Origin of the sequence: Microbacterium hominis (genome assembly GCF_013282805.1) — a bacterium.
Classification (GTDB): Bacteria; Actinomycetota; Actinomycetes; order Actinomycetales; family Microbacteriaceae; genus Microbacterium; species Microbacterium hominis_B.
Genome location: NZ_CP054038.1, coordinates 2634067 through 2653947 on the forward strand (window position 1 = coordinate 2634067; position 19881 = coordinate 2653947).

At 71.5% G+C, this 19881-nt stretch carries 16 protein-coding genes; 5 read left to right on the plus strand and 11 right to left on the minus strand.

Annotation, left to right across the window (positions count from 1 at the left end):
- Positions 1-21 precede the first annotated feature (21 nt).
- Positions 22-1500, minus strand: coding sequence for an adenosylhomocysteinase (gene ahcY / locus HQM25_RS11980; RefSeq protein WP_172990438.1), 1479 nt, complete (start codon positions 1498-1500; stop codon positions 22-24).
- A 46-nt stretch (positions 1501-1546) separates the two neighbouring features.
- The gene (locus HQM25_RS11985) at positions 1547-1753 is read right to left on the minus strand and encodes a DUF3499 family protein (protein ID WP_172990439.1); all 207 of its coding nucleotides are present in this window, start codon (positions 1751-1753) and stop codon (positions 1547-1549) included.
- A 198-nt stretch (positions 1754-1951) separates the two neighbouring features.
- On the opposite strand from HQM25_RS11985, the gene HQM25_RS11990 reads away from it, so the two are divergent.
- Positions 1952-2305, plus strand: coding sequence for a metallopeptidase family protein (locus tag HQM25_RS11990; protein ID WP_254359311.1), 354 nt, complete (start codon positions 1952-1954; stop codon positions 2303-2305).
- A gap of 49 nt (positions 2306-2354) precedes the next feature.
- Here the strand turns inward: HQM25_RS11990 and HQM25_RS11995 are convergent, their stop codons facing one another.
- The 4 genes from HQM25_RS11995 to manA form a co-directional block, all read right to left on the minus strand.
- Positions 2355-3773 carry a DUF5719 family protein gene (locus HQM25_RS11995; RefSeq protein WP_172990441.1) on the minus strand — a complete coding sequence of 473 codons (1419 nt, stop codon included), beginning with the start codon at positions 3771-3773 and terminating at the stop codon, positions 2355-2357.
- Positions 3770-6622 carry a glycosyltransferase gene (locus HQM25_RS12000; RefSeq protein ID WP_172990442.1) on the minus strand — a complete coding sequence of 951 codons (2853 nt, stop codon included), beginning with the start codon at positions 6620-6622 and terminating at the stop codon, positions 3770-3772. The genes HQM25_RS11995 and HQM25_RS12000 overlap by 4 nt, the downstream gene beginning before the upstream one ends.
- Before the next feature lie 87 nt (positions 6623-6709).
- Positions 6710-7036: a WhiB family transcriptional regulator gene (locus HQM25_RS12005; RefSeq protein ID WP_172990443.1), complete on the minus strand. Its 327-nt coding sequence runs from the start codon at positions 7034-7036 to the stop codon at positions 6710-6712.
- A 160-nt stretch (positions 7037-7196) separates the two neighbouring features.
- The gene (gene manA, locus HQM25_RS12010; RefSeq protein ID WP_172990444.1) at positions 7197-8336 is read right to left on the minus strand and encodes a mannose-6-phosphate isomerase, class I; all 1140 of its coding nucleotides are present in this window, start codon (positions 8334-8336) and stop codon (positions 7197-7199) included.
- Positions 8337-8452: 116 nt separating this feature from the next.
- Here manA and HQM25_RS12015 point away from each other — a divergent pair, with 116 nt between their 5' ends.
- The 4 genes from HQM25_RS12015 to HQM25_RS12030 all read left to right on the plus strand — a co-directional run bounded on the left by HQM25_RS12015 (position 8453) and on the right by HQM25_RS12030 (position 14086).
- Positions 8453-9778 carry an O-antigen ligase family protein gene (locus HQM25_RS12015; RefSeq protein ID WP_254359312.1) on the plus strand — a complete coding sequence of 442 codons (1326 nt, stop codon included), beginning with the start codon at positions 8453-8455 and terminating at the stop codon, positions 9776-9778.
- Positions 9775-11106: an O-antigen ligase family protein gene (locus HQM25_RS12020; RefSeq protein WP_254359313.1), complete on the plus strand. Its 1332-nt coding sequence runs from the start codon at positions 9775-9777 to the stop codon at positions 11104-11106. The genes HQM25_RS12015 and HQM25_RS12020 overlap by 4 nt, the downstream gene beginning before the upstream one ends.
- Before the next feature lie 83 nt (positions 11107-11189).
- Positions 11190-13100, plus strand: a complete 1911-nt coding sequence (locus tag HQM25_RS12025; RefSeq protein ID WP_172990445.1) for a glycosyltransferase — start codon at positions 11190-11192, stop codon at positions 13098-13100.
- Complete coding sequence (locus HQM25_RS12030; protein WP_172990446.1) at positions 13097-14086, plus strand: glycosyltransferase; 990 nt, start codon at positions 13097-13099, stop codon at positions 14084-14086. The genes HQM25_RS12025 and HQM25_RS12030 overlap by 4 nt, the downstream gene beginning before the upstream one ends.
- On the opposite strand, the gene HQM25_RS12035 is transcribed toward HQM25_RS12030, so the two are convergent.
- The 5 genes from HQM25_RS12035 to HQM25_RS12055 form a co-directional block, all read right to left on the minus strand.
- Complete coding sequence (locus HQM25_RS12035; RefSeq protein ID WP_172990447.1) at positions 14074-14817, minus strand: ABC transporter ATP-binding protein; 744 nt, start codon at positions 14815-14817, stop codon at positions 14074-14076. The two genes, HQM25_RS12030 and HQM25_RS12035, sit on opposite strands and share 13 nt — an antisense overlap.
- Entirely contained in the window at positions 14817-15623 is an 807-nt protein-coding gene (locus HQM25_RS12040; protein ID WP_172990448.1) for an ABC transporter permease, read from the minus strand. The genes HQM25_RS12035 and HQM25_RS12040 overlap by 1 nt, the downstream gene beginning before the upstream one ends.
- Positions 15624-15646: 23 nt before the next feature.
- Positions 15647-16783: a UDP-galactopyranose mutase gene (glf, locus tag HQM25_RS12045; protein ID WP_172990449.1), complete on the minus strand. Its 1137-nt coding sequence runs from the start codon at positions 16781-16783 to the stop codon at positions 15647-15649.
- Positions 16784-16899: 116 nt separating this feature from the next.
- Positions 16900-18375 (minus strand): hypothetical protein, encoded by a 1476-nt coding sequence (locus tag HQM25_RS12050; RefSeq protein WP_172990450.1) that lies wholly within the window; start codon positions 18373-18375, stop codon positions 16900-16902.
- 117 nt (positions 18376-18492) lie between these two features.
- Positions 18493-19785: a nucleotide sugar dehydrogenase gene (locus HQM25_RS12055; protein WP_172990451.1), complete on the minus strand. Its 1293-nt coding sequence runs from the start codon at positions 19783-19785 to the stop codon at positions 18493-18495.
- Between the last annotated feature and the right edge of the window lie 96 nt (positions 19786-19881).

Genomic DNA, 19881 nt, shown 5'->3' on the forward strand with positions numbered 1-19881 from the left:
CGGACCCGCGTGCGACGCGCGTCAGTACCGGTAGTGCTCGAGCTTGTACGGACCCTCCACCGGCACGCCGATGTAGGCGGCCTGGGCGGGCGTGAGCTCCGTGAGCGTCACGCCCAGAGCGTCGAGGTGCAGGCGCGCGACCTTCTCGTCGAGGTGCTTGGGCAGCACGTACACGGCGGTGGGATACTCCTCGCGCTTGGTGTACAGCTCGATCTGGGCGAGCACCTGGTTGGTGAACGAGGCGCTCATGACGAACGACGGGTGCCCGGTGGCGTTGCCCAGGTTGAGCAGTCGCCCCTCGCTGAGCACGAGCACGCTGCGGCCCGTCGGCAGACGCCACTCGTGCACCTGCGGCTTGATCTCGATCCGCTCCGCCCCGGGCAGGGCCTCCAGCGCAGCCATGTCGATCTCGTTGTCGAAATGGCCGACGTTGCCGACGATCGCGAGGTGCTTGAGGGCGAGCAGGTGCTCGACGGTGACGACGTCCTTGTTGCCGGTGCCCGTGATGAGGATGTCGACCTGCCCGGCCACCTCGTCGAGACGGGCGACCTGGTAGCCGTCCATCGCGGCCTGCAGGGCGCAGATGGGGTCGACCTCGCTCACGATCACGCGGGCGCCCTGTCCGCGGAGGGCCTCCGCCGCACCCTTGCCCACGTCGCCGTACCCGCACACGAAGGCGACCTTGCCGCCCATGAGCACATCGGTGGCGCGGTTGATGCCGTCGGGAAGCGAGTGGCGGATGCCGTACTTGTTGTCGAACTTGGACTTGGTGACCGAGTCGTTCACGTTGATCGCCGGGAACAGCAGCTCCCCGGCCGCGGCGAGCTCGTACAGCCGGTGCACACCGGTGGTGGTCTCCTCGGTCACCCCGAGCAGCCCCTCGGACATGCGCGTGAAGCGCTGCGGGTCGCGCGCCATGCTCGCACGCAGGGTGTCGAGCACGATCCGGTACTCCTCGGAGTCGCCGGGTGCGGCATCCGGAACAGCCCCCGCGCGCTCGAACTCGACGCCCTTGTGCACCAGCAGGGTGGCGTCGCCGCCGTCGTCGAGGATGAGGTTCGGCCCCTCGAACCCCTCGGCGGACCAGTCGAAGATGCGGTCCGCGAGGCGCCAGTACTCGGCGAGCGTCTCGCCCTTCCAGGCGAACACCGGAACGCCCGACGGCTCCTCGACGGAGCCGCGCGGGCCCACCACGACCGCCGCGGCGGCTTCGTCCTGGGTCGAGAAGATGTTGCAGCTGGCCCACCGCACCTGGGCGCCGAGAGCGACGAGCGTCTCGATCAGCACGGCCGTCTGCACCGTCATGTGCAGCGACCCCGCGATGCGGGCGCCCTTCAGCGGCTGCGCGGCGCCGAACTCCTCGCGCAGCGCCATGAGTCCGGGCATCTCGTTCTCGGCGAGGCGGAGCTGGTGGCGACCCGCCTCGGCGAGCGCGAGGTCGGCGACCTCGAACTCGAGGACGGTGGCGGATGCGGGGGCGACGGCGGCTTCGGTCGGCATCCCGCCATTGTCCCACCCGCCCGCCGCGCGCGGGGAATCGAGCGCGTCAGACCCGGAGGGTCTCATGGCGCACGACCACCCAGCCGCGCGGCACCGACAGTCGATCGGTGTGGATCGCGCACAGGTCGTGGGCGTGGGGATCGCCCTCGCGGCCGAGCGGGCCGAGAGCGGCCATCTGGTCGCCATAGTCGTACGTGAGGGTCGACACCGCCTCGCGGGCGCACCCGACCTTGGAGCAGAGTCTCTCGCGCATCGCCCCCACCGTACCGATGCCGGAACGCCGATCCGGGATGCCGCGCCGCGGCGCGTCCCGCCATGTCCGGCATCGCCCTCGGCGCACGCGCCTAGGATGGTGCGCATGGCGTGGCGCAAGACCAGGAGCACCGATCGGGGACGGGCGCCACGACGACCGGCGCGGCACGGCCGCCACGGCAGAGAAGGCCGCAGCCCCGTGGTGCGGCCCCCGCTGCCGCCGCTGGAGACCCGCATGGAGCGCTTCGACATCGCCGTGGGGACGACCGCCGAGTTCCTGCGGTCGGCGTGGCCCGAGCTGCGCGAGGTGAGCTTCGAGATCGCCGAGATGCCCGGAGCCGCCGATGCCGACGGCATCCCCCGGTGGAGCGTGCACGCCGACGCGAAGCGGATCGTGCTGTACCGCATGCCCATCGAGCGGCTCAGCCACCTGCACCGCAACGACGACTTCCACCGCCGCATGATGATCGAGAGCTGCGTGTTCCGTGCGGCCGCCGAATACCTGGACCGCGACCCATGGGACCTCGGCCCCGAGCGCTTCCGGTTCTTCTGAGGCCGCCCCGTCGCATCCCGGCCGCGACCGCACGGCGCGCGGGCCGCCCCTACGGATAGACCGTGATGGGGGGCGCCGCCGCATCGACCGGCCACACCGGGAATCCCGACAGTGCGCCGTCCGCGGCGAGCGACACCGATGCGCGCACGCCCTCGCCGGAGGGCTGGAGGCGGTACACCGTGCGCGGCGACAGCCGCGCCGTCGTGGTGCCGCCGGCAGCCACCGTCAGCTCGGTCGAGAAGGCACCCGACTCGATCGAGAGGGCGACGGTCTGCACCTCGTCGGTCGGATTGACCAGCGACAGGGTGGCTGACGGCCCCACCGGCACCGCGAACAGCGCGGCGCGCTCGATGAGCGGGGCCGGGGCGTACCAGGCGAAGTCGTCGCCCTTCTCGAAGCCGGTGGTGTGCCATACGCCCGCCACGACCGGATCCTCGCCGCTCACCTCGACCGTGTAGGTGCCCGCGGAGAGATCTCCCACCGACACCTCGGTGGGAACCCCCGCCGACAGTGGCACGGTGATCGGGTCGGGCTGCGTGCCGCCGCGGCCGACCGAGCGGACCACGATCGTCGCGGTGGTGTCGGCATCGGGAGCCAGCACGCGCACCCGCGTGGCCGCGCCCGCGGAGCCTTCCCGGGGCGAGCGCAGCACGGTGATGCCCGTGATCACCTGCCGGGTCTCGGGCCCGACCGCCGGCCCCACCTGATCGGCGCCGATCGGCGTGAGCACCTGCGTCGCGCTCGTCTGCAGCGAGGCCTGCACCGGCGCGCCGACGGCGCTCACCCGCACGACCGGGCTCTCCTCTCCGAGCACCAGGCCCGCCAGCGGTACCGCCAGCTGCTCCCCCGCACGCACGATGACGTCTCCTCCGCCCGGGGGTACGAGCCCGCCATCGGCGCTGTAGACGGTGAGCTGGACGGTCGCCGCGACCTGACCCGGGTTCGAGATGAGCACGAGGTCGGCGGCGCCCGTGGATGCCGACCCGCCCACCAGCCAGGACTCCAGCAGCGGCGGGCGGCAGGCGGAGGCCGAGTAGCCCGAGATGTCGTCCGCGGTGATCGTCGAGGATCCGGATGCGGCCAGATCGACGCGCTGGCGGCCGGTGGGGGGTGCGGTGAAGACGGCCGCACCCTCGTCGGCGTCCTCGGCCGGCGAGACGAGCCGGGTCTCGACCGGCTCGGGCGCGCCGGCCTCGGTCCCCATGGTCACCACCTGGCGGGTGGCCGAGATCGGCACCTGCGCGTCCTCGACGTCGCGCCCGATCACCATCAGGCCCCCCGTGCAGGCGAGCACCGTGGCCGCCGGGGCCGGAACGGCCGACACCGCGACCGGATCGCGCGAGACCGTCGGCCACGGGATCGAGACGCCCGTGACCACGCCCACCACAGCGACGGTGGCCACGACAGTGCCCGCCATCATGCGCGTGCCGTTGGTCGCCCACCGGAAGGTGCGCTCCGGTCTGCTCATCGGCCCTCCTCCCAGTGCGGGCCCACCACGCGCGGGCTTCGGCGCGCGGCGCGGCGGGCCGCCGCGGTGGGGATGGCCAGCAGCAGCGCGACCCCCACCACGATCAGCTGGGTCAGCGCGATGACCTGCGCGGTGCGCTCCACCTCCGCCGAGGCGGCGGGGCGCGGCGCGGGGGCCCGCGCCACGCGCCACAGCGATCCCTTGGCGGTATCGCCCACGGCATCCAGCCCCTCCCGCTGGTCCAGGGCGGTCGAGGCGCTCAGGCGCAGGGCGCGCGCCGCGGAGGTCTCCTCGCCCGGCGCCGGGGCCAGCACGACGAAGCCGATGCCGTACGCGCGGAGGTCGGCGACGACGTCGTCGGCGGCCAGGGTGATGAGGTCGGCCGCGAGCACCGCCACCCGACGATCGTCGGCGTCGGCCGAGGTGCGCGTGGAGACGATGGTCGCCTGCGAACCCAGCGTCTCGCTTCCGCCCCAGACCACCCGGGCGGCGACGCCGCCGGTCGGCTGCGGGGTGAGCACGATCGTGCCGATGTCGGGATCGTCTCGGCCCTCGGCGGCGATGTAGGCCGGCAGCGTGCTCGCGGGCCCGTTGGTGAGGAAGCTCGTCCCCCGCGCCATCGAGGTGAACGCCGGCACCGCCAAGGTCGCGACCGCGGCGCACACCAGCACCGCCGCGAGGCCCCGCAGGGCGCCCACGCGAGGGGCGAGGCCGGCATCGAGCGAGACCAGCGCGCCCGACACGAGCCCGAGCCAGGCGAGGCTGAGGCCGGCCCCCGGCCACAGGGCGACGGAGGTCGACTCGACGAACGACACCGAGACGCCGGCCGCGAAGAAGGCGGTCGCCACCCCGAGCACCGTCAGGCCGAGCATCGTGATGCCGGCGGCCCAGCGCTGCGTGATGGGAGCGGCCAGGGCGAGCAGGAACAGGGGCGCGGTCAGCAGCGGCACCCACCAGGTCGGGCCCTCCGGCAGGAGCTCGGCCCAGCCCGCGAAGTCGGGAGTCGGGATGCCGGCGGCGAGCAGCGAGCGCCCGGCGGCGTCTGCGGCCACCTGCGGTCCCGCCCACACGACGCCCGGATCGGCGACGAGACTCCACGGATCGGCGCCGGCGAGCGCATGCCACACCAGCGGCGCGCCGAGGACGGCGGCCGGCACGAGCATCCAGACGACGCGCGCGAGCCCGCGGCCCGCCCGAAGCGAGAGCGTGAGCACGATCGCGGTCGCGACGAGCACCACCAGGGCGGGCGCGAGGGAGGGCGTGCAGGCGACCACGGCGGCCAGCAGGAGCGAGGCGCTCCCCGCCGCGACCCAGGAGCGATGCGCGACGACGCCGGCGTAGAACAGCCACGGCAGCAGCAGGTGGGTGAGCACCGCCGTGGGGCGCCCGTCGGTGAGGGCCGTGAGGAACGTCGGCGACAGCGCCCACAGCGTGCCCCCGACGAGGCGGAGCACGGCGCGATCGGTGACGCGGGTGCTCACGACCCAGCCTCCGAGGGCTGCCAGCGGCAGGGCGAGCACCCAGAGCACGACGAGGGCAAGCGAGGGCGCGAGGGGCGACAGCGATCCGACCGCGGCGACCACCGCCGCGAACGGATCGGCGGGGCCTACCGTGTCGAGGCCCAGGGCGCGCACACCGTACGCCGCATCGGCCCACAGCTGCGCGACCGTCGCGCGCATGGGCGCAAGGGCGCCGCCGCCGAGCACCGGCCAGGCCAGCAGCGCCGGGAAGGCGATGACCGAGAGCACGAGCATGCCCAGCACCAGCCACGCGCCGCCACCCGAGAAGAAGTTCAGCTCGCTGCGCCGGTAGGCGCCGGCCGGGCTGTCGTCGGGCTCGTCCTCGCGCCGCTCGCGCACGAGCGCCCAGCTCACGCGCAGCGGGGCGAGCTGACCCCACGAGGCTTCGCGATGGGTCGCGATGCGCCGGCGCGCCCGGGCGACCGCGAACGGCCGGACGGCCACCACCGCCGCCGCGCCCCACTCCGGCAGGATCGCCCCCGGCTCCTTCGCGAGCAGCTGCAGCACGGTGCGCCACAGCGCGAGAGGAAGCAGCGACAGCCAGTGCAGCACGACCACCGGCAGCGGCGCGTAGACCAGACGCCGATGCAGCTGCGCCACCCGCCCCGCGAACACGAGACGACGGCGGCGCTCGGGGCTCACCGGGGCGGCGGGACCGGCGACGCCGTCGCCGGCCACCGCGACCAGCGCCGTGGGCACCAGCCCGACCCGCTTGCCCGCAAGGCGTGCGCGCACGCCCAGGTCGAGCCCCTCGTCGGCGCCGGCCAGCGCGGGATCGAGCCCGCGCAGCGTGCTCCATGCGTCGGCGCGCACCAGGATGCCGCGCACGTCGGCGCCGAGCACGTCCTCCGCGGCGTCGTGCTGCCCCTGGTCGAACTCCCCGGCGGCGAGTTCGACAGCGGCGCCGAAGCGGGTCATGCCGACGCCGAGGGACACGATCTGGCTGCGATCGTCCCAGCGCACGAGCTTGGGCGCAGCGAAAGCCAGCGACGGGGAGAGCTCCAGCGCACCGGCCAGGCGGGCCAGCGCATCGGGCTCGGGCGCCGTGTCCTGCGAGAGGAGCCACACGGTGTCCCCTGCCAACCGCGGCGTGGCCAGCGACAGCGCGGCGGCGAAGCGCGTCGTGGCGGGGGCGGCGATGACCGCCTCGGCCGGGGCGGCCGCCGCGAGCTCTTCGGCAGCCGGGTGCTCCCCGCAGAAGACGATCGTCAGGTCGTCGACCGGGCGGGTCTGCGCCGCGACGGCGGCGAGGGTGCGGCGCAGGTGGAAGGCGACGGGTGCGCGACCGTCTGGGCGGACGACGAGCAGAGCGTGGACACGGGCGGGCATGACGTGGTCAGCCTAAGCGGTCGGCACGGACGACTCCGCCGCACGCGCCGCGCGCGGTGGATCACCGCGCGGACGCGACGGGGCGGATCAGCCCGCGCGCCGCTTCAGCTTGCGGCGCTCGCGCTCGCTGAGGCCTCCCCAGATCCCGAAGCGCTCGTCGTTCTGCAGCGCGTACTCGAGGCACTCCCCGCGCACGTCGCACGAACTGCAGATGCGCTTCGCGTCGCGCGTGGAGCCGCCCTTCTCTGGGAAGAACGCCTCCGGATCGGTTTGCGCGCACAGCGCGTCGGTCTGCCATGCCAGCGCGTTGTCCTCGACAGCTTCGCTGACCCGACGGACCCCCGGCACTCCGAGATGAACCGGGTCGACGAACCAGTCCTCGGGAACGCCGGAACGGTACTCTGCTCCCGCCATTTCGTAACCCCCCGTGCTACTCACGCCGGTTCGCGTGTACGGATAATTACACCGGTGTAGTTCCCCAGGGTCAAGTCGCAGATCGTAAATGCTCAACCGGGCGTTTAACCTTCACGACGCGCCGACGGCGTGTCGCACTGTGATAACAGTCCGGCGTCGCTCAGCCCGGGAGGGCGATGTAGACCCGTCCCTCGCCCCCCACGGCAACGGTCTGCTCGTCCGCCGTGACCAGCGCCGCCTGGCCCGGTACGAGGGAGATCGACTCGGCGCCGGCCGACACTGTGGGCGCGCCGGCCGTGGCCACGACGATCGCGGGGCCGCCGAGCCAGACCGGTGCAGGGAACGGGCCCGGCGCCACCGTGAGCATCGCGAAGTCCGTCACCGGCACCGGGAACCGCCCGACGCCGGGGCCGATCGCCTCGGCGCGCACCACCGCCGGCTCGCCCGGCACCGGGTCGAGCACGGTGAGCAGCTCGGCCACATCGATGTGCTTGGGGGTGAGTCCCCCGCGCAGCACGTTGTCGCTGGCTGCCATCAGCTCGACGCCGAGGCCCTCCAGATACGCATGGAGCACACCCGCCGGCACGAACAGGCCCTCACCGCGCCGCAGGACGACGAGGTTCATGAGCAGGGCGACGACGATGCCCGGGTCGCCCGGGTAGGCCGCCTCGAGCTCCCGCACCAGCGACAGCTCGCTCGCGAACTCCGCGGACTGCACCGCCAGTGCCGCGCCGATGATCGCGTGCACGTCGGGCCCGGCATCCTCCGACAGCACCCAGCCGACGACCTCACCCAGATCGGCGTCGCCCTCGAGCCGCCGCGCGAGCGGCGCGGCGGCCGACCCGAGCGCTGCCACGAGGGCGCGCGTGCGCTCGAGCGGCCGCAGGCCCGCGAGCGCACGGAACGTGTCGCTGACCGCCACGATCAGCTCGGGCTTGTGGTTCTCGTCACGGTAGGTGCGCTCGCCCGCGTCGCGGGGGATGCCGGCCGCCTCCTCGCGGGCGAAGCCCTCCTGCGCCTGCGCGATAGAGGGGTGCGCCTGGATCGACAGCGGCGAGCCGGCCGCGAGCACCTTGAGCAGGTAGGGCAGTCGGGTGGTGCCGCCGTGGGCGCGCCCCTCCTCGGCGAGCCACACGTCGAGGGTGCGACCGTCGGGAGTGATCGCCGGCGCCCCGGCGTGATCGCCGTACCAGACCTCGGCCTCGGGCGATCCCGAAGGCGCGCGCCCCTCCAGTTCGGCGAGAAGGGTCGTGGAGCCCCACGCGTAGTCGCGCGGCGTGTTGGTCAACGGCAGCAGCATGCGCTCAGCCTATGCGGGGCCAGCGGGACGGTACCCTTTCAGACGATGGCCGTCCACACCCAGCACCCGGTCGCGGGGCCCCCGCTCCCCCGGTCCGCGAGAAGACGGGGCACCTCATGCTGCGCGGGTGGTGCATCTTCGTGATCTTCTCGGCGCTGGCCGGCACCGCCTGGGTGAACGCTCTCGGCACTCTCGGCGCCGCCGCGGTGGCGATCGGCGGCGGGCTCGTGACCGTCATCGTCTGGGCGCTGGTGCGCCCACCGCTGCAGGTGAGTCGTCTGCCCTGGTATGCGCTGGGCTATGTGGCGTGGGCGCTGGCGTCGCTGGCGTGGTCGGCGTGGCCGCAGACGAGCGCCCTCACCCTGCTGCTGCTGGTCATCACCACGATCCAGGCGCTGTTCGTCGCGGTGTCGCTCACGTGGCGTGAACTGGTCCGCTCGATCGCCTCGGCGCTGAAGTGGGCACTGAGCCTTTCGCTCGTGTTCGAGCTGTGGGTCTCGATCTTCGTGCAGGCACCGGTGCTCCCGGGCTTCGTCGTCGGCACCGCCGACGACCCCATCGAGTACTGGTCGCGCGACAACCTCTTCGACGGCGGGCGCATCCAGGGCATCTGGGGAAACGCCAACCTCCTCGCGCCGGTCGCCCTGCTCGCGATCATCGTGTTCGCGATCCGGTTCGCCGCGCGGTCGCCGCGCCGACCGGTTCTGGTGGCATGGATGGTGCTCGCGGCGTACCTGTTCGTGCGGGCGTCGTCGGCCACGGCCTACATCGCCGCGGCGGGGGTGGCGATCGTGCTGGTGACGGTGCTGCTCATGCGCACCGCGCGCCGACCCGGCGAACGCACCCGGTACTACGTCGGGTACGCCGTCGTGGGACTCGGCGGCGCGCTGGCCCTGTGGCTTCTGCGCGACACCGTGTTCACCGCGCTCGGCCGCGGCGCCGACCTCACCGGTCGGGAGGGCATCTGGGAGGACGTGCTCGCGCGCGCGAACGAGCGCCCGTGGGCGGGCTGGGGCTTCGCGACACCCTGGGCGCCCTGGGATCCGGCGTTCGACGGCTGGATCATCGACCACGGACAGACGGTGCTCCAGGCCCACAGCATGTGGATCGACGTCTACCTTCAGCTGGGCATCGTGGGCCTGGTGCTGATCAGCCTGACCTTCCTCGCGTTCGTCTGGCGCGCCTGGTTCTTCGCCGTCGATCGGCCCCGCTGGGATCTGCGCGACGACCGCCCCTACTCCCCCCTGACGCTGCTGCCCACCCTCGTCGGAGCGATCCTGCTCGTGCAGGGCCTCGCCGAGTCGTCGCCGCTGCTGCTGTGGGGGTGGATGTTCCTGGTCATGCTCGGGGCCAAGATCAAGCAGTCCCCCCACGTCGGCGTCGGGCCCGCCGAGCAGCGCGTGGCGATCGAGCGCGGCGAGAATCTGAAGCGGCTGCCGTGACCGGCTCCGCCCACGACCACGACCATCGGCGTGGGGGCGCGGTCCCGGCCCTGCTGGGCTCCGCCGCCTTCGCACGCGCCTACACGCTCACCGTGCTGGGCGCGGTGTTCTCGTCGTTCCTCATCGAGCGCACCGCGGGGCTGGTGACCTACGCGACCGTGATCGCGGGGTTGTGCGTGCTGGGCGCGGCGATGCTCGTGGTCCGCCGCCGGGAGATCTCCCTGGTGCGGCTCGTCCCGATGACGCTGGTCGTCTACCTCGTGTGGCTGCTGTCCAGCGTCGTCTGGAGCACCGACCAGGCCATGTCGATGGCGAGCTGGGTCTCCACCGCGGCGATCGCGTTCCTCGCCGTGACGATCGGCCACGTGCGCGACACGCTCCAGACCGTCCGCGCCCTCGGCGACGTGCTGCGAGTTCTGCTGAGCGTGTCTCTGGCGGTCGAGGTGCTCTCCGGCATCCTGCTGGACACGCCGTTCGGATTCCTGGCCGTTCAAGGGCGCCTGGCGGAGCTCGGCCCGATCCAGGGCATCTTCGGCTCGCGGAACCTGCTCGGCTTCGTCGCGGTGCTCGCGCTCATCACCTTCCTCATCGAATACCGCACGCAGTCCGTGGGCCCCGGCGTCTCGTTCGCGTCCGTCGTGCTCGCGGGCGGGCTCGCCGCGCTCAGCGACTCCCCCACCGTGCTCGTGCTCGCCGTCGCGGTGGGGCTCGCCGTGGGCGCCCTCGCCCTCGTGCGGCACACCCGCCCCGAGCGCCGCACGGCCCTGCAATGGACCCTCGGCGTGATCGTGATCCTCGGCGTGATCGTGGGCTACGTGGCGCGGCACCCCATCATCCGCCTCCTCGACGCCGGCACCGACTTCTCGATGCGGGTCGACCTGTGGAACATCATGGTCGACTACATGCGCGGTCGCCCCGTGCAGGGATGGGGCTGGTTCGGGCCGTGGTCGCCCGGCGACCTGCCCTTCAACGCGATCAACTTCCAACTGGATGCCGCGCACGCGACCGGTCTGAACGCCTACTTCGACGTGCTGATGCAGACGGGGCTCGTCGGCCTCGCCCTGTTCCTCGGATTCGTGGGGATCGCCATGGTGCGCGCCTGGCTGGCCGCCAGCGAGCGTCGGTCGGTGATCTACGCGTGGACGCCGCTGATGCTGGTGGCGCTGCTGGTCGACTCGATGTTCGAGAGCTTCACGCTCTCGGGCCTGGGCTGGCTGATGCTCGTGGTGTGCGCGGTCCGCGCCGGCCAGTCCCGATCGTGGCGCGAGCGCATCGACCGCGTCCCCGACCTGCCCCATGAGGGCGAGACCATCCCGCCCGTTCGGTGATGTCAGAGGAGACGCCCGCCCGCGCAGGGTAGGCTTCTCACTTGGCTCACGCCTCGGTTGCCCTATCTCCTGGGAGATCCCACGTGCCCCACCTGCTCCACAAGGTCGTATTCCCCCTCGATCGAGACCCCGACCTCCTGCCGCTTTACGTCGACCCCGAGACCTGGTCGGTGATCGACGAGGAGCCGGTGCGGGTGTCCAGCCGCGGCCAGCTCGGCAACGTGCTCGACCGCACGCGCGCACGCATCAACGCCGGGCGCCGCGTGTCGTTCGGCACCTACTTCAACGCGTTCCCCGCTTCGTACTGGCAGCACTGGACCGCGGTGCGCGATGTCACCCTGACGGTGCGCACCAACGGACCGGCGACGATCCTGCTGTACCGCTCCAACGGCTCCGGGGTGAAGCAGCGGATCGAGACGCGCGAGGTCGACGGCACCGCCGTGTCGCAGTTCGACGTCGTGCTCGATCAGTACAGCGACGGCGGGTTCATCTGGTTCGACATCGTCGCCGACGAGAAGAACGCGACCTTCGAGGGCGCGGAGTGGACGACCGAGCAGGAGCCCGCCCGCGCCGGCAAGGCCTCGCTCGGGATCACGACCTACAACAAACCCGACTACTGCGTCTGGACGCTGCTGAGCCTCGCCGATGCGCCCGAGGTGCTCGAGGTCGTCGACCGCATCTTCCTCATCGATCAGGGCGATCGCCGCGTCGACGCGCAGCCGGAGTACGGCGAGGTCGCCGAGCGGCTGGGCGAGACGCTGCAGGTGATCACCCAGCCGAACCTGGGCGGCTCGGGCGGCTTCGCGCGCGCCATGGCCGAGACGCTCGCGCGGCCCGACAGTGACTTCGTGCAGCTTCTCGATGACGATGTGCGCATCGAGCCCGAGTCGGTGCGGCGCTCCATCGTGTTCGGACGGTACGCGACGGTGCCGACCATCGTCGGGGCCCACATGTTCGACCTGCTGGACCGACCCAAGCTCCACGCCTGGGCGGAGGTCGTCGACGATGCCCCGTTCATGTGGCGCGCGCTGTACCAGGAGAAGCTCCCCCACGACTTCAGCGTGGCCAATCTCCGGCAGTCGCCGATGCTGCACATGCGGCTCGATGCCGACTACAACGGCTGGTGGATGTGCCTGATCCCCGTCGAGGTGATCCGCGAGGTCGGGTTGGCCCTGCCGGCCTTCATCAAGTGGGATGACGCGGAGTTCTGCCTGCGCGCCCGCGAGAGCGGGTACCCGACGGTGTCGGTGCCCGGCGTCGCCCTGTGGCACGTGTCGTGGGTCGGCAAAGACGACTCCATCGACTGGCAGGCCTACTTCCACGCCCGCAACCGGATCGTCTCCGGTCTGATCCACTCGCCCGTCCCCGCCGGCGGCACGCTGCTGAGGCACAGCCGGCGCATGGACCTCAAGCACCTCATGATGATGCAGTACTACCCGGTGGCGCTGCGGCACCGGGCCATCCGGGACATCCTCTCCGGCCCCGCGCACATGCGCGCGAACCTCGCCACCGCGATGCCCGAGGCCCGGGCGCTGGCGGCATCGTTCCCGGAGACGACCGTGCACCGCGACTCCGGGGTGCCGCTGCGGGCGCGCCGCGGGCGGGCCGTGTTCACGAAGCTCAAGCTGAATGAGTTCGACTCCCCCACCGGCCTGCGCCTGCGCTGGTTCACCCTTTCAACGCTCGTGTCGCACTGGCTGCACGCGCCGCGGCCCGAGAACGTCCAGCAGCCGGAGATCGAGTTCGGCAAGGGCGACGCGCACTGGTGGCGCCTGCCCCTGTACGACAGCGCGCTGGTCAGTGCCGCCGACGGCTCGGGCAAGAACATCTACACCCGCGACCGCGGAAAGTTCCGTCGGATGCTGGTGGACAGCGTGCGCCTGCACCGGCGCCTGCGCCGCGAGTGGCCGCGACTGTCCAAGCAGTACCGCGACGCAGCCCCCGAGCTGACCTCGCTCGAGTCCTGGAAGAAGACCTTCGGAGACGACGCATGACCGCCCCTGCCCCGAAGGCCCCGTTCGATCCCGCGTCGGCGACGATCGCCATCGTGACCTACAACCGGTCCGGACTGCTCACGCGGCTGCTCACCAGCATCGCCGGCATGGAGCCGAAGCCCGGACACGTCGTCGTCGTGGACAACGCCTCGGCCGACGACACGACGCAGGTCGTCGAGTCGTTCCGCGATCGCCTCGGCACCGAACTGGTCTACCTCCGCCTCGACACCAACACCGGCGGCTCGGGCGGATTCAGCGAGGGCATGCGCGTGGCGTACGAGCTGGGCTCGGAGTGGATCTGGCTCATGGATGACGACGTCGAGGTGATCCCCGACGGCCTCGCCAAGATGGGCGCGTGGGCGCCCCGGTTCAAGAGCATCCAGGGCCGGCGCTACGACTACGACGGCAGCGAGTTCTACTGGCAGTACCGCGTGGCCGAGCCGCTCGGCATCCCGATCCCGTTCGCCCCGGCGGGCTTCGACGCGTCGAACTACAAGGAGATGAACTCGGGCTGCTTCGAGGGCATGTTCATCCATCGCGACATCGTCGGACAGATCGGGCTGCCCGACCCGCGGTTCTTCATCTACTGGGACGACCAGGTGTACGGGTGGCTCGCCTCGCGGCTGACCACGTCGGTGATCGTGAACGAGTTCGTGCTGCGGCGCACCCGCGAGATCAAGCAGTGGGACATGGGCGTGCGCCACATGAACGCCTCGAGCAACGCGTACCGGTACTACATCATGCGCAATCGCGCATACATCAAGCACTACTACCGCTCGCTCGGCGTCTACCGCCGCATCCCGTTCGCCGCCGGCACCGCGCTCACCTTCGTCAAGGAGCTGATCCGCCTGGTGTTCGTCGAGCGCACGGTGCGCGGCACGAGCAACCTCTTCCGCGGCCTCCGCGACGGCGGACGGATCGCGCGCGACGCATCGTGGCGGCCGATGCCGCCGCTGGCGACCTCGGACGCGCCTCAGACCGCGTAATCGGCGTTGTACCGGTCGACGACCTCGGCGATCGGCCCGTCCATCACGAGGCGGCCCTTGTCGAGGTAGATGCCCCGGGTGCAGAACCGCAGCAGATCGCGCTCGCTGTGGCTGACGAAGAAGAGCGTGCGCCCGTCGGCGAGGAGCTCGTCGATGCGCGTGTAGCACTTCTCGCGGAACGCCTTGTCCCCCACGGCGAGCACCTCGTCGACCAGCAGGACGGGCTCTTCGAGCTGCGACACGACGGCGAACGCGAGGCGCACCTTCATGCCGTTCGACAGGTGCTTGTAGGGGGTGTCCTGGAAGTCCTCGAGCTCGGCGAAAGCGATGATCCCGTCGTACCGGGAGGCGACCTCGGCGCGCGACATCCCGTGCAGGCCCGCCGTGAGGCGTACATTCTCGCGGACCGTCAGATCTCCGACGAACCCGCCCGTGATCTCGATGAGGGGGGCGACGCCGCCGTTGACCCGCACCTCGCCCTCGTCGGGGATCAGCACGCCGGCGACGAGCTTGAGCAGCGTCGACTTGCCCTGGCCGTTGCGACCCACGACGCCGATGGACTCGCCCGGCTGCACGTCGAAGCTCACCTCGCGCAGCGCCCAGAATTCGCCGGGCTTGGAGCGGCGGGACGAGTCCGAGAAGAGGTCCTTGATGCTGCGCCGGCCCCGCCGATTGCGGCGGAAGCGCACGCCGAGTCCGTCGACCTGGATGGCAAGACCCGATGCCGTCATCACAGCTCCTTCAGCATCGGTCGCTCCAGACGCCGGAAGGCCAGCATCCCGATCCCCAGGAAGGCGAAGCTCATGACGGCGCCGATCGCGACCACCCACGGATCCCACTCGCTCGGGAAGAACCCCATGCGGTAGAGCGCGAAGATGCCGGCGAGAGGGTTGAAGGCCGCGAGGGTCTCGAACACTCCGGGGAGGTCGGAGACCCCGTAGATCACCGGCGACGCATAGAACAGTGCGCGCAGGATGAGCTTGGTGGTGCGCTCCAGGTCGCTCCACAGCACGCACAGCGGCGCGACCAGCAGCCCGAGTCCGACCAGCAGCACGGTCTGCAGCAGCACTGCCACGGGCAGCAGCAGCAGTCCCCAGCCGACCTGCGCGGGCGTGTCGGTGAACCAGGAGGCGACGACGAAGATGGCGAGCACGGGCAGGGAGAAGAGGAACTCGACGCCCTTGGAGAGCACGATGCGATTCACCCAGATCGAACGCGGGATCGCCGTCGAGCGGACGAGCCGCGCGTCCTTGCTGAAAGCGCGCGTGAAATCGCCCACCGAGGCGTTGAACCACACCCAGGGCAGGAGCGCCGTGATGAGGAAGACGATGTACGGGTCGTGTCCCACCGACCGCTCGAAGATCTGCGTGAACACGAACCAGTAGATCGCGCTCATCACGAGCGGGTCGAGGACCGACCAGAGGTACCCGAGGGCGCTGGTCGAGTACCTCACTTTGAGGTCGCGCGCCGACAGCAGCCACAGCGAGTGCAGATAGCGCTGCGGCGAGCCGGGAGCGCCGACGGCGGCGATGGTCACGATGCGAGTCTAGGGTCGCCGGCTCAGGCGAGCTGGTTGTGCCACATCGACAGCGCCGCGCCGATCGCCATGTGCATGTCGAGGTACTGATAGGTGCCCAGGCGCCCGCCGAACAGCACGTCCTTCTCGCCCTTGGCCAGCTCGCGGTAGGCCAGCAGCCGGGCGCGGTCGTCGGGCGTGTTCACCGGATAGTACGGCTCGTCCTCGTGCGAGGCGAAGCGCGAGAACTCGCGCATGATGACCGTCTTGTCGGTCGGGTAGCGATCGGCCCGCTCGGGGTGGAAGTGCTTGAACTCGTGGATGCGGGTGTACGGCACATCGGCGTCGGCGTAGTTCATCACGCTCGTGCCCTGGAAGTCGCCGACCTCGAGCACCTCCTCCTCGAAGTCGAGGGTGCGCCAGGAGAGGGATCCTTCGGCGTCGTCGAAGTAGCGGTCGACGGGCCCGGTGTAGACGACGGGCACCTGGCCCACCGTCGCCTGCTTGTGCAGCGGCTGGGTCGTGTCGAAGAAGTCGGTGTCGAGCGCGACCTCGATGTTCGGGTGGTCGGCCATTCGCTCGAGCCACGCCGTGTAGCCGTCGGTCGGCAGACCCTCCCAGGTGTCGTTGAAGTACCGGTTGTCGTACGTGTAGCGCACGGGGAGACGGCTGATGACCTCGGCAGGCAGATCCTTCGGATCGGTCTGCCACTGCTTGGCGGTGTAGTCGCGGATGAAGGCCTCGTACAGGGGGCGGCCGATCAGGGCGATGCCCTTCTCCTCGAGGTTCGCCGCCTCCTTGGCGTCGAACTCCCCGGCGAGTTCGTGCACGAGCGCCCTCGCCTGGTCGGGCGTGTAGGCGGCCTGGAAGAACTGGTTGATCGTGCCCAGGTTGATCGGCAGGGGGAAGACGACGCCCTTGTGGTTCGTGTATACCCGGTGCACGTAGTCGGTGAACGTCGTGAAGCGGTTCGCGTACTCCCACACCGTCGCGTTCGAGGTGTGGAACAGGTGCGCGCCGTAGCGGTGCACTTCGATGCCGGTGGTCGGCTCGTTCTCGCTGTAGGCGTTGCCGCCGATGTGGTGGCGGCGATCGATGACCGTGACCTTGCGACCGGATGCCGCGGCGCGCTCCGCGATCGTGAGGCCGAAGAACCCGGAGCCGACGACGAGCAGATCCATAGAGTGCAGTGCTTTCCTGAGGCGGTCACCGCGATCACGGTGACGCGGCGGGCAGATGCGCCGCCGCGGCTTCCGATCCTACCGGCCGGGTCGCCCCGAGCACGTCGAACCCCCGCCTATCCGGACGACGCGGCCGATCTGAGGACGGTCACCTCGAAGAGCCTGTCACCCGCGTCGACGGGGGCGATCGCGACGAGGTGGCCCGCCCACACCTGCAGCTCCCCTGCGGGGGACGTGGACCAGGATTCCGCGCCCGTGTCGAGGTCGTAGGCGCTCAGCCTGCCGTCGCCGGGATCGAGGACGAGCACCCGGTCGTCGTCATAGGCGAACAGCCGGCGGCCGTCGAGGGCGATGTCGACCGTCTCCTCGCCCGCGAGGGCGTGGATGCGGGCCAGCGAGGTGTCGGCGGTGAACTCGAGGAGACGTCCCGCCACCACGTCGTAGAACAGCTCGGGGTCGACCGTGCCGGCCGTGGCGACCTGCTCCCCCGCGGCGTCGTAGCGGCGCACGATGTCGTCGTCGGAGATCTGCAGCCAGCCGCCGTCGACGGTGACCGCGTACCTCAACGGCTGCGGTTCGCCGCACGCCGACCCGGTCGCGGGGTCCACCCGCACGATCGTGGAGCCGTCGCCCGTGTCGACGAGGAAGCCGCCCACCTGCAGGAGCCCTCCCGCCTCTTCGCGCGGCACGGACCCTTCCCAGCCGAGCGGGGTGCCGTCGCCGCGGGCGAGCGCCCGGCCGTCGGCGAGCACGATGTCGGCCAAGGCGACCGCCGAGCCGAAGGACGCGTTCTCGGTCTGCCACAGCGGCGTCTCCAGTCGCCTGGGATCGAGGGCCCAGGTGGATCCGATCCCGCCGAGCACGATCACCCCGTCGCGCCCGGTCGCCGTGAACGACTGCGAGAAGCTGCCGTTGTAGGTCGCGATCCGGCGGCCGACGGGCAGCGCAGCGTCATCGACCTCGACCGAGGAGACGATCGAGCCGTCGTCGAGCGCGTAGGAGGTGAGCGTCGTGACGGGCAGATCGGTCGCGTTCTGGCCCTGCCAGGCGATGACGATCTCGCCGCCGCCGGTGTCGTGGGGTGTCCCCACCACGACCGGCTGGGTCGGCGATGCCGGAGGCCCCGGCAGGGCGATCTCCCACCGCACCTCAGCGGAGGGCATCTCGACGAGCATCAGTCGCTCCGGGCCGCTGCCCGGGCTGACGAAGTCCTGATGCACCAGCACGAGGCCGTCGTCGACGGTCGTGCCGGTGACGACGTAGTCGGCGGGATCCGCCGTCGCGGGCCCGGCCAGGGTCAGTCGCGCGCCGCTCGGCTCCGGCGCGGTCGGAACGGCCACGAGCGTGTGCGCGGCATCCTGCCAGGAGACCGCGAGCGGCTGCACGCAGCCTGGTGGGGCGCCGGCGGCCGTCGGGGTCGAGGCCGACGCAGACGCAGACGCCGAGGGCTGGGGCGCACGATCTGTGCCGGGCGTCGTGGCGATGACGACGCCCGCGATCAGCGCCGCGCCGGCCATGCCACCGGCGATCGCCCACGGAATCCACCGCCGTCGGGGTGCCGAGGCCGCCGGGGCCGAGGACTGGTCGGACATGCGCTCCTCCTCGACCTCACGCTATCCGCCCGGCCCGGTGGGTCCCGGCCGCGCCGGAGCCCACCGTTGCCGAAGCGTTACGGAACCAGGTACTGCGCGAGGATCTCGCGCACCGACTCAGGCGGTGCCGACGACGATGCGGGGCGTGCCCGCCCACGTCGCAGCGTCGGTGGCGTTGCGGCCGTCGACGATGAGACGGATGCCGGGGAGCTGCCCGGGGGAGAGCTCGCGGTAGTCGGCGTGATCGGTCTGCAGGATCGCGAGGTCGGTCTCGTCGCCCAGGGCGAACGGCTCGAAGCCGAGCGAGCGCAGCTCGTCGTCGGAGTAGAGCGGGTCGTGCACCCGCACCTGCGCGCCGCGGCTCTTGAGCGCCTCGACGGTCGGGAAGACCCCCGAGAACGCGGTCTCCTTCACCCCGCCGCGGTACGCGGCGCCGAGCACGACGGCCCGGGTGCCCTCCAGCGAGCCGAGCAGGCCCTCCGCCTGAGCGACGAGCCGCTCGGGCATCGAGGCGTTCAGCAGGCGCGCGGTGCGCACGATGTCGGCGTCGGGATCGGTGGACAGGTACAGGCGGGGGTAGACCGGGATGCAGTGCCCGCCGACGGCGATGCCGGGACGGTGGATGTGGCTGTAGGGCTGCGAGTTGCAGGCCTCGATCACCTGGTAGACGTCGATGCCGTTGTCGGCCGCGAAGAGGGCGAACTGGTTGGCGAGCCCGATGTTGACGTCGCGATAGGTCGTCTCGGCGAGCTTGGCCATCTCCGCGGCCTCGGCCGTGCCGAGGTCCCACACGCCGTTCGGGCGGGCGAGGTCGGCGCGCTCATCGAACTGGAGCACGGCCTCGTAGAACTCGCGGGCGCGCTGGGCGCCGGCTTCCGAGAGCCCGCCGATGAGCTTCGGGTACTTGCGCAGGTCGGCGAACACCCGGCCGGTGAGCACGCGCTCGGGAGAGAACACGAGGTGGAAGTCGGTGCCTTCGACCAGGCCCGAGCCCTCCTCCAGCATGGGCTTCCAGCGGCCGCGCGTGGTGCCGACCGGCAGGGTCGTCTCGTAGGAGACCAGAGTGCCGGGGGTCAGATGCTCCGCGAGCGAGCGGGTCGCGGCATCCATCCAGGCGAAGTCGGGCTCCCAGGTGGCGTCGTTGACGAACAGCGGGACGACGAGCACGACAGCGTCGGCGCCGGGGATGGCCTCGGCGTAGTCGGTGGTGGCGCGCAGGCGGCCCGCGGGCACCAGGTCGGAGAGCTTCTCCTGCAGGTGCGCCTCGCCGGGGAAGGGCTCGATGCCCGCGTTGATCGACTCGACCGTCTTCGGGTTGACGTCGACGCCGATCACCTCGTGACCGGAATCTGCGAACTGGACGGCGAGGGGAAGGCCGATCTTTCCGAGGGCCACGACGGCGATGCGCATGGGTTCCAGTCTAGGCGGCGGCGTCTGGCACCGACGTCGGCGACCGCCTATGCTGGCGGGCACCGACCAACGCGCGGAGGTGACATGCGCCGCTTT

Excerpts from the sequence above, each read along its gene's own strand:
- HQM25_RS12005 (WP_172990443.1), bottom strand. The coding sequence starts at position 7,036 with ATGGCGGGAGCAGAGTACCGTTCCGGCGTTCCCGAGGACTGGTTCGTC.
- HQM25_RS12035 (WP_172990447.1), bottom strand. The coding sequence starts at position 14,817 with ATGACGGCATCGGGTCTTGCCATCCAGGTCGACGGACTCGGCGTGCGC.
- HQM25_RS11985 (WP_172990439.1), bottom strand. The coding sequence starts at position 1,753 with ATGCGCGAGAGACTCTGCTCCAAGGTCGGGTGCGCCCGCGAGGCGGTG.
- HQM25_RS12015 (WP_254359312.1), top strand. The coding sequence starts at position 8,453 with ATGCTGCGCGGGTGGTGCATCTTCGTGATCTTCTCGGCGCTGGCCGGC.
- glf (WP_172990449.1), bottom strand. The coding sequence starts at position 16,783 with ATGGATCTGCTCGTCGTCGGCTCCGGGTTCTTCGGCCTCACGATCGCG.
- HQM25_RS11995 (WP_172990441.1), bottom strand. The coding sequence starts at position 3,773 with ATGAGCAGACCGGAGCGCACCTTCCGGTGGGCGACCAACGGCACGCGC.
- HQM25_RS12000 (WP_172990442.1), bottom strand. The coding sequence starts at position 6,622 with ATGCCCGCCCGTGTCCACGCTCTGCTCGTCGTCCGCCCAGACGGTCGC.
- HQM25_RS12050 (WP_172990450.1), bottom strand. The coding sequence starts at position 18,375 with ATGTCCGACCAGTCCTCGGCCCCGGCGGCCTCGGCACCCCGACGGCGG.
- HQM25_RS12055 (WP_172990451.1), bottom strand. The coding sequence starts at position 19,785 with ATGCGCATCGCCGTCGTGGCCCTCGGAAAGATCGGCCTTCCCCTCGCC.
- manA (WP_172990444.1), bottom strand. The coding sequence starts at position 8,336 with ATGCTGCTGCCGTTGACCAACACGCCGCGCGACTACGCGTGGGGCTCC.
- HQM25_RS12030 (WP_172990446.1), top strand. The coding sequence starts at position 13,097 with ATGACCGCCCCTGCCCCGAAGGCCCCGTTCGATCCCGCGTCGGCGACG.
- ahcY (WP_172990438.1), bottom strand. The coding sequence starts at position 1,500 with ATGCCGACCGAAGCCGCCGTCGCCCCCGCATCCGCCACCGTCCTCGAG.